This window comes from Acidobacteriota bacterium, from assembly GCA_028875575.1.
Lineage (GTDB): Bacteria > Acidobacteriota > Terriglobia > Versatilivoradales > Versatilivoraceae > Versatilivorator.
Map to the genome: position 1 here is coordinate 1 of JAPPDF010000096.1, position 12,202 is coordinate 12,202.

Annotated in this window: 10 protein-coding genes; 5 read left to right on the forward strand and 5 right to left on the reverse strand. The window is 60.5% G+C overall.

The features are described 5' to 3' along the window. Positions 1-496: 496 nt before the first annotated feature. From trxB to OXI69_16040, 4 genes are all read left to right on the forward strand, one after another. Entirely contained in the window at positions 497-1,447 is a 951-nt protein-coding gene (gene trxB, locus OXI69_16025; GenBank protein ID MDE2667650.1) for a thioredoxin-disulfide reductase, read from the forward strand. A 484-nt stretch (positions 1,448-1,931) separates the two neighbouring features. Then, complete coding sequence (locus OXI69_16030) at positions 1,932-2,609, forward strand: CDP-alcohol phosphatidyltransferase family protein (protein MDE2667651.1); 678 nt, start codon at positions 1,932-1,934, stop codon at positions 2,607-2,609. After that, a complete protein-coding gene (locus OXI69_16035; GenBank protein MDE2667652.1) occupies positions 2,606-3,145 on the forward strand; it encodes a GtrA family protein in 540 nt (179 codons plus the stop codon). Before OXI69_16030 ends, OXI69_16035 begins: the two co-directional genes overlap by 4 nt. Then, the gene (locus OXI69_16040; protein MDE2667653.1) at positions 3,142-4,032 is read left to right on the forward strand and encodes a hypothetical protein; all 891 of its coding nucleotides are present in this window, start codon (positions 3,142-3,144) and stop codon (positions 4,030-4,032) included. The genes OXI69_16035 and OXI69_16040 overlap by 4 nt, the downstream gene beginning before the upstream one ends. Before the next feature lie 37 nt (positions 4,033-4,069). Here the strand turns inward: OXI69_16040 and OXI69_16045 are convergent, their stop codons facing one another. Next, complete coding sequence (locus OXI69_16045; protein ID MDE2667654.1) at positions 4,070-4,462, reverse strand: RidA family protein; 393 nt, start codon at positions 4,460-4,462, stop codon at positions 4,070-4,072. A gap of 181 nt (positions 4,463-4,643) precedes the next feature. Between OXI69_16045 and OXI69_16050 the strand changes: the two genes are divergently transcribed. Then, a complete protein-coding gene (locus OXI69_16050; protein ID MDE2667655.1) occupies positions 4,644-5,435 on the forward strand; it encodes a prolipoprotein diacylglyceryl transferase in 792 nt (263 codons plus the stop codon). Between the two features lie 45 nt (positions 5,436-5,480). Here OXI69_16050 and OXI69_16055 read toward each other — a convergent pair whose 3' ends face one another. From OXI69_16055 to OXI69_16070, 4 genes are all read right to left on the reverse strand, one after another. Further along, a complete protein-coding gene (locus OXI69_16055; GenBank protein MDE2667656.1) occupies positions 5,481-7,811 on the reverse strand; it encodes a DNA translocase FtsK in 2,331 nt (776 codons plus the stop codon). 2 nt (positions 7,812-7,813) lie between these two features. Then, positions 7,814-8,632 carry an undecaprenyl-diphosphatase UppP gene (gene uppP / locus OXI69_16060; GenBank protein ID MDE2667657.1) on the reverse strand — a complete coding sequence of 273 codons (819 nt, stop codon included), beginning with the start codon at positions 8,630-8,632 and terminating at the stop codon, positions 7,814-7,816. A gap of 45 nt (positions 8,633-8,677) precedes the next feature. Next, positions 8,678-10,351, reverse strand: coding sequence for a ribonuclease J (locus OXI69_16065; protein MDE2667658.1), 1,674 nt, complete (start codon positions 10,349-10,351; stop codon positions 8,678-8,680). 64 nt (positions 10,352-10,415) lie between these two features. Continuing rightward, complete coding sequence (locus OXI69_16070) at positions 10,416-12,053, reverse strand: thiamine pyrophosphate-requiring protein (GenBank protein MDE2667659.1); 1,638 nt, start codon at positions 12,051-12,053, stop codon at positions 10,416-10,418. Positions 12,054-12,202: the final 149 nt, after the last annotated feature.

Below are 12,202 nucleotides of genomic sequence, written 5' to 3' on the forward strand. Positions count from 1 at the left end.
ACGACTTGCAGGCAACCCTTGCCGCTATGTTCGATCATCGGTCGTTTCTCCCGCTTCATTGCAAATAGGAGTCCTCACAGGATCGGGACATGCACCCCGGGCGGCCGCACGATTGTGGTGTCGATCAGTAGCCCCAGCGACCATGATGACTTTGGAGCACTGTCGGTAAACATCAGAGAGTCCGCCAGGAGACCAGGTGCCGCCGCCTACGATCGCGGCCACACCAACCCGGAGTTCGCGTCTGCAGTGGGTGTTTTGGTTAAGCATAACGTAAATTTACCACACGAGTAACCGAAACTTACCATATAAAGATCGAAAGGGTCCCTGCCAATCGCTCACTTGTCCTCACTTCCCGGATTTGTTTCAAATAGGAAACGGGGAATTCCATGCGAGGGCGTCTTTGCATCCAATACCGAGCAGGGTATATTACATCTCCCGGTTCGGGAAGCCGGCAGTAGTCATTCCAAGGGCGGGGTTACAAAAAACGAGGTAAGCGGTGTCAGATCGAGTCGAAAAACTAGTGATTGTGGGGTCGGGGCCGGCTGGGCATACGGCTGCCATCTATTCGGCGCGTGCCGATCTCTCCCCCCTGATGTTCGAGGGATTCATGGCGGGCGGCGTGGCGGCCGGAGGTCAACTGACCACCACCAACGATGTAGAAAACTATCCGGGCTTCCCCGAGGGCATTAACGGGCCGGAGATGATGGACCTGTTCCGTCAACAGTCGCTGCGCTTCGGCACCCGAATTCTGACGGAGACGGTGGAGAAGGTGGATCTGAGCCGGCGCCCCTTCCGGGTGACGGCCTCCAGTGGGGAAACCCTGACCGAGACCTTGATCGTGGCTACGGGCGCTACGGCGCGGCGGCTGGGCATCCCCGGGGAAGAGCTTTTCTGGCAGCAGGGCATTTCCGCCTGCGCCGTTTGTGACGGTGCCCTCCCCATATTCCGCAACAAGGTATTGATGGTCATCGGCGGCGGCGATACCGCGGTAGAGGAGGCGACTCATCTGACCAAGTTCGGGACCGAAGTCATCGTGGTTCACCGCAGGGACACCTTGAGAGCCTCCAAGATCATGCAGCAGCGGCTCCTTTCCCACCCCAAGATACGGATGCGCTGGGACTCGGTAGCGGAAGAGGCCCTGGGTGACGACGCGCTCAAGAGCGTTCGCATCCGCAACGTCAGGTCGAATGCAACCGATGTGGTAGAGGTCGAGGGACTCTTTTATGCCATCGGCCACCTTCCCAACACGGGCTTTCTGGACGGACAACTCGAGCTGGACGACACCGGCTACATCGTGACTACCCCGGGGACCACCCGCACCTCTGTGGAGGGTGTTTTTGCCGCCGGCGACGTCCAGGACAAGGTGTGGCGCCAGGCCGTGACCGCCGCCGGAACCGGATGCATGGCGGCGCTGGAGGCCGAGCGCTTCCTGACGGAAAAGGCCTGAAGGAGTTCCCCGCGCTGCCGCACGCGCTCGGGTGAACCCCACACTGCGTCAGCCGCTACCGGAACGGGTGCGATCCTGGCTCGGTCAATGACTTCCCCCGCCGTGACCCTTTCCCCCAGACATCCCGCTCATCCCTGCGCCATCCCAGGGTGCCGGTTCGATTACTGCCGGATGCGGTTCGCCCTCCCGCAGTAGCGATTCCACCTTCTTGGCGTACACCTGGTGTGTCGTCTTCCTGAATTCTTCCCATGGTGTCGGGGCCTCCGGACACTGTCAGGGAAAACCTGCATTTCATCCTGCCCGATTCCGCAAGCAAAATCCCTGTAAGTCATTGAATTAGAGTGCGGATGTGAAGTTGGTGCGTCTTTGGCCACCAGCTTGCACAAAGACACCCCAGTCAGACGTTGCGGTCTGGCCGGCGACGACCCCGGCTGTGGATTGCGATTTCGATCGGACACCGCGGGAAGCGGAAAGGAGGCCGAAGATGAAGAAGGACAGGTCGATGCACCAGCGGGAACATGGGAGCCTGCTGGCCGTTGCGGAGAAACGGGCCCTGCTATGGATGGCCCGCCGCATGCCCTACTGGATAAATTCAGACCACTTGACCCTGCTGGGCCTGGTGGCGATGTTCGGAGCCGGCATGGCCTACTTTGCGGCCGGTCGGTATCCAACGGCGCTGCTGCTCGTGGTTCTTGCCCTGGCCCTGAATTGGTTCGGGGATAGCCTGGACGGCACGCTGGCCAGAGTCCGCGACCGGCAGAGGCCGCGCTACGGATTTTACGTGGACCATGTGATCGATATGCTGGGTTCCTGCTTCCTCTTGGGGGGAATGGCCTTGTCGGGTTACATGAGCCCCTTGATTGCGCTGGGACTGTTGGTGGCCTTCCTGATGGTGGCCGCGGAGGTGTTTCTCGCCACTCACGTCCGCCAGGTATTTCGCCTTTCCTTTCTGCGGGTAGGACCGACCGAGCTTCGCATTCTGCTGGCCGTGGGTACCCTCTTCCTGCTCCACAAGCCCTGGGTGCGGTTGGGAGACCTGGGTCCGTATCTGCTGCTGGACGTAGGAGGCGTGGCCGGCATGGTGGGTCTGACCGTGACGCTGATCGTTTCCGTTGTCCGCAATACCCGAGCGCTCTATCTGGCCGAGAAACTGCCGCAATGAACGGAAAAAGTCCCGGGGAAATTTCGCAATCGGCCAGTTCTTGGCCTGCCTCCGGCGTGCTGAGGCGCTGGGTCCTCTTTTATGCCGTGGGGGCAATGGGCATGATCGTGCAGTTATCGTTCCTGGGAATCCTTGTCCTGGGATTGGGTGTGCACTACCTGGTTGGAACGGGTCTGGCAGTGTGGATCGCAATCCTCCACAACTTCCTTTGGCACGAGAAATGGACCTGGGCCGAACGGACCCGTTCCGACCGTTCGCGCCGGTGGCGGCGTCTGGCCCGCTTTCACATGAGTAGCGGGATCGTGTCGCTGACTGGAAACCTGTCCCTGATGCAACTGTTTGTGGGCCTTTGCGAAATGGGGCATGTGCCCGCCTGCCTGCTCTCGATTGCGGGCTGCTCCATCCTGAACTTCTACGCCAGCGACCGGCTGGTGTTTTCGGTCACACCGGACCTATCGAATGCCCTGGGTCTGTGCAGGCTGGGGTTGGTCGTATCGCCGGGAGAACGGACGATCCATGAAAGGACACCATCATGAAAAATTCAAGGTCCAGCGGGAACCGCCGGATGCTGCTCGGGCTGGCCGCAGCGGTCTGGATTCTGCAGGCTCAATCACTGACCGCCGTCACCCTGGAGAGTCGGACCCTCCAGGCCTGGAGTGCCTATGTTGAAGCCACCGAACGGCGAATCGCTCAAGAAATTGAATCGGGAAGGCGCTTCCTGGCGTTGGACTTTCAACCATTCTCCCTGGCCGACCGGGAGTTGAGAACCATTGCCTCCGGAGGCATTCCAGTGGCCCGGATGGCGACCTTCGACCCGCGGGGGAGGGAATTCACCGTCGACGGCGGCGCCATCCATCACTGGCGTGGATGCGTCCTGGTGCCGGGTGCAGACCTGGAGGAGGTGCTGTCGCGAATCGCCAATCCGGGTCCACCCGATGAACTCCAGGAGGATGTCCTGGACTCGGCGGTGCTGGGCCGGGGGCCCGATTGGCTGAAGATCTACCTCAAGCTGCAGCGCTCCAAGATTGTGACCGTCGTCTACAATACCGAGCATCTGGTCAGCTATCGCCGACACAAGAAGGGGAGGGCTTCCAGCCGGAGCGAAGCCCTCAAGATTGCGGAGTTGGAGTTCCCCAACTCCGCCAGGGAGAAGGAGAAGCCCCAGGGATCGGACCACGGGTTTTTGTGGCGATTGAATTCCTATTGGCGCTACCAGCAGGTGGATGGCGGTGTCCTGGTCGAGTGCGAATCGCTTAGCCTGAGTCGTTCCGTTCCGGTCTTGCTGGAGTTCTTGATCCGGCCGATCATCAACCGGACGGCCCGCCAGTCCATGCAGAGGACGCTGGCCGAGTTGCGGGACCGTCTGATCCGATCCCGCCGGCAGAAAATAGCTGCCATCGCGCTGGGAGTGGCTCCCCGTTGAAGAATGCGGATTCAGGACGTCCTTTTTCTGATGCGGCTCAAGAGATGATAGCCGTGGCGTTGATTTCGATCAGATAGTCGGGGTGAACCAGGCCCGCCACCTGCACCAGGGTGCTGGCCGGATAATCACCACTCCAGAATTCGGCTCTCACCTCGTGAACGGCCTGGAGGTGTTCCATGTTCACCAGAAAGACGTTGATACAGGCAATGTCCTCCAGGGCGCCGCCGACGGGTTCCAGGGCAGCCAGGATATTATGGAGCACCTGCCGCGTCTGCAGCCGAATGTCCCCCTTGCCAACCAGATTTCCCTTGGCATCGATGGCTACCTGGCCGGAGACGAAGCAGGTGCGGCCTTGGTCCGCCACGGCAACGTTGGAAAAGATGCCGAAGGGGCGGCAGAGGGTCGGGGGATTGTAAACGGTCTTGCCCATGCTTGCTTCCTCCTGTGATAGAGATAAGAAGGGAATGCGGTCGCGGAAGTCGTGACGACACAGTCTAACCCAAACACGTCCCGAAACTCCGGCGCGGGTTCGGTCCATCCCATCGGACGCCGCCAACTTCGCGAAGACACAAACTCTCGATCGGTCAACGACTGTCCCTGAAGGGATCCTCATGTTCCCCTACTTCGAAGCTCCGGCCATCACGCTGGGCCCCGTCACCCTGCATGCCTTCGGGATGTTGGTTGCAGCGGCGATTCTGTTGGGCCGCTGGATGCTGGTGCGGCGGGCCGAGAAGCGAGGACTGGACGGAGAGACGGCCTCCCGGCTTGTTCTCTGGATGGTCGTCTGCGGTCTGGTGGGAGCGCACCTGGTCGCCGTGACTCTCACCGATCCGAGGGACCTGGTCCGGGACCCCCTGGTCCTGATTCGACTGTGGGAGGGACTGTCTTCGGTAGGTGGAATTGTGGTGGGGATTCTGGCCGGACTATGGTGGATGCGGCGTTCCGGCTTGAAGCCCTCCGAGGTTCGGGTCTATCTGGATCTGGTTGCCTTCGTCTTTCCCTTTGCCTGGATCCTGGGGCGGGCCGGCTGCGCCGTGGCCCATGACCATCCGGGAATTCCCACCCAGGGGTGGTGGGCCGTGCAGTATCCGGATGTCCCGCGCTTTGACCTGGGACTCTTGGAATTCTTCTACGCCCTGTTTCTGGCGGGATTGTTCCAGTGGCTGGATCGACGTCCCAGGAGCGACGGCTTTTATTTGGGACTCTTATTCCTGCTCTACGGGCCGGTTCGCTTCTTTCTGGACGAGCTTCGGGTCGGTGACGCCCGGTACCTGGGCTTCACGCCGGCGCAGTATGGGTGCGTGGTGGCAGTGGTTCTGGGGGGCGTGGTTCTATGGAACCTGGGAGGCAGCTCCAAGCGAAGAAGCGCTGCGCCTTCCAAGCGGAAGAAGCCGGTAGGTTGACCGGCGGGAAAGGAATGCCCGGAGGATTTCCGGAAAAGTGTGACCTCACTCCACCCGGGATTCGTCCATCTCTCGGAAATAATCCGGACGCTTCAGCACCTCTCGTGGCTTGCTGCCGTCGGGCGGACCCACGATGCCATCGTCTTCCATGATGTCGAGCAGCCGGGCCGCCCGTCCGTAGCCGATGCGTAGACGGCGCTGCAGGGTGGAGGTGGAGGCTTTGCCCATTTCCACCACGATGCGGACTGCCTGGTCATAGAGCTCATCCGTCTCACGCTCCATATCGTCAGTGTCTGCTTTCTCGGAGCGCTCTTCCACGACACTTTGATCGTAGGCCGGTTGCGATTGGGTCTTGAGGTGCTCCACTACGCGGTTGATCTCCTCGGTGGTTACCAGGGCGCCGTGGACCCGGGTCATCCTCGAGGTGCCGGGAGGAATAAAGAGCATGTCTCCCTTCCCCAGGAGCTGTTGAGCTCCCATCTGGTCCAGAATGGTGCGCGAGTCCACCTTTTGGGCGACACGAAAGGAAATGCGGGAGGGGAAATTGGCCTTGATGATTCCCGTGAGTACGTCCACCGAGGGGCGTTGGGTGGCCACGATCAGGTGGATGCCCACCGCCCGGGCCATCTGGGCCAGTCGCATGATGGAATCTTCGATGTCTTTTGAGGCCACCATCATCAGGTCGGCCAGTTCATCGATCACGATGACAATGTAGGGCAGGGGCGTGAGAGGAGCGTTATGCTCCTCCGAGAACAGCTCCATATTGCGGGGCTTGCGCGCAAAGGTATTGAACTGGTCGATGCTGCGAACGCCCACCGAGGCCAGCAGCTTGTACCGGTTCTCCATTTCCTTGGTCGCCCACTTCAAGGCATTGGAAGCCCGCTTGGGTTCCACCACCACCGGAGTCAGCAGATTGGGAATATCCTCGTAGACACCCAGCTCCAGGCGCTTGGGATCCACCATGATGAATTTCACTTCTTCCGGCGCGGACTTGTAGAGGATGGAAAGGATCATGGCATTGATCCCTACGCTCTTGCCGGCGCCGGTCTGACCGGCAATGAGCAGGTGAGGCATCTTGGCCAGATCGGCGACCACGATTTTCCCAACAATGTCCTTGCCCAGGGCAATGGTCAGCCGGGAGGTGGACTTCTGGAATTCATTGGACCGGATCACCTCGCTCAGCAGAATCTGCTCCCGATCGGCGTTGGGGACCTCGACTCCGACCGTTGATTTTCCCGGCAATCGATTGATGCGCACCGACTCCGCCTTGAGGGCCAGGCACAGATCGTCAACCAGGTTGGTGATACGGCTGTACTTGACTCCGGCTTCCGGCTTGAATTCATAGGTGGTGACGACCGGGCCGGGATGAATATGCAGGACCTTCCCGTGGACGCCGAACTCCTTGCACTTCTCCGTCAATTGGCCGGCACACTCCAGCAGTTCCTCCTCTCCGACGTCAGCCCTTCTGCCAGGGGCCTGGAGGAGGTCGATGGAGGGCATCGGGAAATCGGTCTGTGATCTCTGTGCCGCCGGCCTGACTTTGGTCTTCCTCGCGACAGCCTCGGGAGCAGCCTCGGCGGAGTCCTCTTGGCCGGCGAATAACGTTGGTGGGGAAGGCTCTTCCTCCGCGGATTCCCACTGCTTGATCTCGGAAACCTTTTGCGTGGTGACGGCTTTCCTCTCCTCGCCCCGCTTCAGTCTGGCCTCCAGCCTCTCTTTCTGTCTCTTCTTTTCCGATGCCTTGCGCCAATTCCGCCATTGAGCCTGCCATACACTCAGGAATCGCAGCCGTCTTCCCAGCCAGTCCAGACAAACCCTGAAGGAGAAGCGGGTGGCGACAAAGAGAGAGGCCATGAAGATCATGAAGCCCAGGATGCAGGCGCCGGCCCAATTGAAACGGCCCTGAAACCATTCCGCCAGAAGGTCTCCGACCACCCCTCCGGCTTTGGTGGTGCCGCCGGTGCCGACAATCGCTCCGTCCTGGATCAACCACCCCACCGTTACAGGCTGGGGAAACTGCAATGCCAGAAGAAGACACCCCGAGCCGGCCAGGCAAAGCAGACCGAAAATCTTGGTGGACGGTGTGTTGATTTTCCGAGAGCGCAACCATTTCCAGCCGAAAATCAAGAAAATGACGGGAAACAGGAAAGAGGTGTATCCGAAGGCATTCAACAGCAGATCAGCCAGGATGGATCCATATTTACCGATGAAGTTGTGCACCGAATCCTGGCCGATCAACTGGCGGGATACGTTGAACGAAGGATCCATCGGATGGAAGGAGACCAGGCTCAATATCAGTAGAAGGGCCAGACTGAGCAGCATCAGCCCTACGGCCTCGTTGAAACGAGAATGCGCGGTGGGTGCCAGAAAGCCCATGCCTACAGTCCACCCCGTTGGAGGATGATGAGAATCACGATACCCAAAAGGATACGGTACTGGACAAAAACATAAAGCGTTTTTTTCCGGAGGAAACGGATGAAGACCTTGATGGTGAGGTGACCAACGATCAGGGCCGTGAGAAACCCGGCTGCCAGACTCATGGCCTCGCCCTCAGGAATTCCTAACTGATTGATTTCGAGGAGCTTTTTGAGGCTGGCTGCCGCAAGGATGGGAACCGCAAGCAGGAAGGAGAAGCGGGCGGCTGCCTCCCTCGTCATCCCCCGAAACAGTCCGGCCGTTATGGTGATGCCGGAGCGTGAGGTCCCTGGAATCAGGGCTGCCGCTTGAGCCATCCCCACCCACAGCGCATCCGTCAGCGAAATCCCTTCCAGCTCCTTGGTCAATGCCGCTCGGCGTTCCGAAAGCCAGAGAAGCAGGGCGAAGAAGATCAGTGTTACCGGAATGATTTCGGCAGTCCGAAGCTGGGTAGCGACCCAATCCTCCGCCAACATCCCGGCAATGGCGGCGGGAAGGGTTCCCAGGACCAGAAACAGGAGCATGTGGCGCCCGTCGGACCGCTCCTGGGAGCGGGCTCGGGAGGGCCAAATGCTCTCCCGGAGGATTTCGGCGCAGTCTCGCCAAAAGCAGGTGAGAATAGCCAGCAGGGTGGCGGCGTGCAGAACCACGTCAAAGGTGAGCCCCTGATCCGGCCAATCCGTTATCCAGGGAACCAGAATCAAATGGGCGGAGCTGCTGATGGGCAGGAACTCTGTCAGGCCCTGCACGGCACCCAGGACAATCGCCTGCTTCAAGGTCATGGAGTTACCTGGGGACGCCCTCGAACAGGACTGCCGGGCGCCCTGTCAAATCTCCAGGATAACCGGCAGCACCAGCGGCCGCTTGGACGTCTGCTTGAACAGGAAGCGGCGCAAGTCGGTACGGATTTTCTCCTTGATGAGGGACCAGTCGGTCCTCTCTTCAACGCTGGAATCCTCCAGGGTTTCCAGAACGCGGTCGCGGGCCTCCTCCAGGAGCGTGTCGTCATCGTCCACGAAGACGAATCCCCGAGTGATGATCTCGGGCTGTGTCTCCATCTGCCCGCTGGCTTTATTGATAGCCAGAATGGGAAGCACAATGCCGTCTTCGGAAAGATGGCGGCGGTCCCTCACCACCACTTCCTCCAGCTCGTCCAGGCTGCCCTCATCGATAAAGATGCGGCCAACCGGAGCCTTGCCGTTGACCTCGGCCCCCTGCCGGCTCAGTTGAATGCGATCGCCAGTCTCGGCCACCAGCACCGTGTCTCCCACCGCGTGCAGGTTTCTGGCCAACTCCGCGTGGCGATAGAGCTGGCGGTATTCTCCGTGGATGGGCACGAAATGCCTGGGGCGTACCAGGTTCAGCAGGAGCTTGAGCTCCTCGGAGCTGGCGTGGCCCGAAACATGAATGGGAGGTTGGGATCCGTCGTCGTAATGGACGGCCGCACCTCTCTTGTAGAGATGATTGACCATGCGGGAAATGGTCTTTTCGTTTCCGGGTATGATCCGTGCCGAAATCACCACGGTGTCATCGGACCCGATCCTGATGTTCTTGAAGTTGTCCACGGCCATCTGGGGCAAGGCGGCCAACGGTTGCCCTTGACAGCCCGTCAGAATCAGGACTACGTGTTCCGGCAGCATCCTCCTGACGTCCTGTATCTTGACCAGCAGTCCGTCCGGAATGTTGAGGTAGCCCAGTTGGTGGGCGATCTTGGTCGTCGACAGCATGCTCCGTCCGGCGATGGCCACCTTGCGCCCGTAGCGCTGGGCCAGGTTGAACACGGTCTGAATGCGGTGGATGGAGGAGGTAAAGCAGGAAACGATCACCTTGCCCGGAGCGTGGTGAAAGATCTCGTCCAGCTTCTCGATCACGGCGGTTTCCGAGGGAGTGATGCCGGGACGGTCCACGTTGGTGCTGTCGGAGAACAGGGCCAGCACACCCCGGCGCCCGTACTCGGCAATTCGGGGGAGGTCGGTGACCCGGCCATCCAGGGGCGAGGAGTCGATCTTGAAATCCCCCGTGTGGAGGATCACTCCCGCCGGAGTGGTAATCGCCAGCATGACGGCATCCACCACGCTGTGGGTGACATGGATGAACTCTACCTGGAACTCGCCCATTTGCCGGGTTTGCCCGGCCTCGACGGTGACAAGCTCGGCCTGGTCCAGTAACTGGTGTTCGGCCAGCTTGGCCGAGGCCAGACCCAGAGTGTAGCGGGTGCCGTAAATGGGAACGTGGCTCAGAGCGGGGAACACGAAGGGCAGCGCTCCAATGTGATCCTCGTGGCCGTGGGTCAGCACGATGGCCTGAACCTGGGAGGCGTTGTCGATCAGGAAGGAGATGTCGGGAACGATGACGTCGATTCCCAAGAGCTCTTCATCGGGAAACATCAAGCCGGAATCCACCACGATCATCTGAGATCCGTAGCGGAACACCAGCATGTTCATCCCGAACTCTCCCAGGCCGCCGAGCGGGATGGCTTCAATAGACTCCTGAGAATTCAAGCATTGACCTCCTGTTTGGGCGCCAGGCCCGTTTGCCGGGATTTCATCCTGTCCTGGATGTGGGCTAGGGGAAGACCGACATGTCCGTTTCCTGGGTGGTCATGAACTCCAGCAGCACCGGCACGCCTTCCTGGGTTTGGCGGATTCCTCGCTGGAGGGCCGGCACAATGGCCTCGGCCTTTTCCACCCGCTCGGAATAGCAACCCAGGGAGCGGGCCATCTCGGCGTAGTTTCCTGAAATATCGGTGATTCGGTGCCTCACGCTGGCAGTGGGATAGAACTGCAACTCGGCAGCCATGCAGAAATTGTTGAGCAGGATGGAGAGGATGGGGATCTCTTCCCGAACCGCAGTTTCGAGGTCGGTGCCGGTAAACCCGATGGCGGCGTCTCCCCAGAGGTTGATGCACAGTTTGTCCGGCCGGGCCAGCTTGGCTCCCATGGCCAGGCCCAACCCGTAGCCCAGCTGGGTCGACTTGCCCCAGCCGATGTAGGACAGGGGGCTGACGCATTCCCAGAAAGGAGAGAGCTGGTCCCTGGGACTGCCGGAGTCGTGGGTGATGATGGTATTGGCAACGTCCACCGTCCGCATCAGGTCCCGGATCACCCGATAGGGGGAGAGGGGCTGATGAGAGGCGGTCAATTTCGGCATCCAGGCAGCCATCCACTCGTTCCTGATGGCTTGAATCCGTTGGGCGATTCCCTCGGCCCGCCCTCGGCCCTCCGGATTCAGTCGGGGCCTGATTTCATCGATCAAGGCTTCCAGCGCCAGGCGGGCGTCGCCGACCAACCCGTGCTCCACGGCAACGTCCTTGTTGATGTCGGCGGAGTCGAGCGTCGCGTGCAGGATCCTGGCGCCGCCCGGCATCGACAACCCGAAGGGAGTGGTGGTAAAGCTGCATCCTACCCCGAAGACGAGATCGGCCTGGTTGAGGAACTCATGCACCATCCGGGTGGTGGAACGTCCGCCCGAACCCAGGGAGAGTGGGTGGTTTTCCGGAAAGGCGCTCTTGCCGCCCAGGCTGGTCGTCACCGGCGCTTCCAGCAACTCCGCAAATTCCCGCAGGGCCTCCCAGGCCTTGGCGTAGTGGATCCCCTGACCGGCATAGATGACCGGTCGTTCGGCCTGGAGCAGCATCTCGGCCGCCCGCATCACCGATGGTCCGTCCGGACCATACTGGATTCTTGGCGCCGGCTGGTAGGAGAAAGACTCGGGGACTGCCTCCGACAGCAGGTCGGAGGGGAACTCCACCAGCACCGGACGAGGGCGTCCGTTCCTGACCTGGGTAAAGGCGCGGCGGAGCGTTGCCGACAGGTGAGCCGGAAGCGTGACCTGCTCGCAGGACTTGGTCACCTGGCGGTAGTTGAGCGAGGAATTGAAGTTGGGCTGCACCTGGGCCCATTCCCGGGGATGGCCCATGGGCAGGACCATGATGGGGGCCGACTCGGAGTAGGCCTGGGCCACGCCGCCAAAGGCGTTTTCGGCGCCGGGCCCGTTCTGCATGCAGAAGACGCCGATCCGTTCCCCGCTGTGCATCCGGCTGAAGGCGTCGGCCATGTGCAGGCCGGTTCGTTCCTGACGCACGATGACAGGCCGGATGCCTGCCTTGGACGCCGATTCGATAAGGAAGTTCAGAGGGTAGGCGAAAAGGACATCCACGCCCTCGGAAATCAGAATGCGGGCAACTGCATCGCCAACGGTCATGGAAACACAGTCTAGCACAGGTCCCGGACAACACCCGCCATCCATGGGATGCCGTCCGAGGCAGAAGGTGGCGCTTACCTGAAACAACAGAAAAAAGAGTGATCCACGAAGCTACACGAAGGACCACTAAGGTGTTGGAGAAGGATCAA